The following is a 480-nucleotide window of genomic DNA, read 5'->3' on the forward strand; positions in this document are numbered from 1 at the left end:
CTGCTGCCTCCCGTAGGAGTCTGGACCGTGTCTCAGTTCCAGTGTGGCTGGTCATCCTCTCAGACCAGCTAGGGATCGTCGCCTAGGTGAGCCATTACCTCACCTACTAGCTAATCCCATCTGGGCACATCCGATGGCGTGAGGCCAGAAGGTCCCCCACTTTGCTCTTGCGAGGTCATGCGGTATTAGCTACCGTTTCCAGTAGTTATCCCCCTCCATCAGGCAGTTTCCCAGACATTACTCACCCGTCCGCCGCTCGCCGGCAAAGTAGCAAGCTACTTCCCGCTGCCGCTCGACTTGCATGTGTTAGGCCTGCCGCCAGCGTTCAATCTGAGCCATGATCAAACTCTTCAATTAAAAGTTCGATTTGCTTAAACAAGTTAAGCGGTGCTCAAAAATTAACTTTCGTAGTACTCTTATAAGTGAACAAGTCACCTAAATGAATTACTGCTTGGTCACTCTTTAAGACTTGATATTTTT

Annotated in this window: 1 rRNA gene; it reads right to left on the reverse strand. The window is 50.0% G+C overall.

What is annotated here, in order from left to right:
• Positions 1 to 357 (reverse strand): 16S ribosomal RNA (locus ACM615_RS23860); the annotation flags it as partial.
• Between the last annotated feature and the right edge of the window lie 123 nt (positions 358 to 480).

The organism is Rahnella sp. PAMC25617 (assembly GCF_050606005.1).
Lineage (GTDB): Bacteria > Pseudomonadota > Gammaproteobacteria > Enterobacterales > Enterobacteriaceae > Rahnella > Rahnella variigena.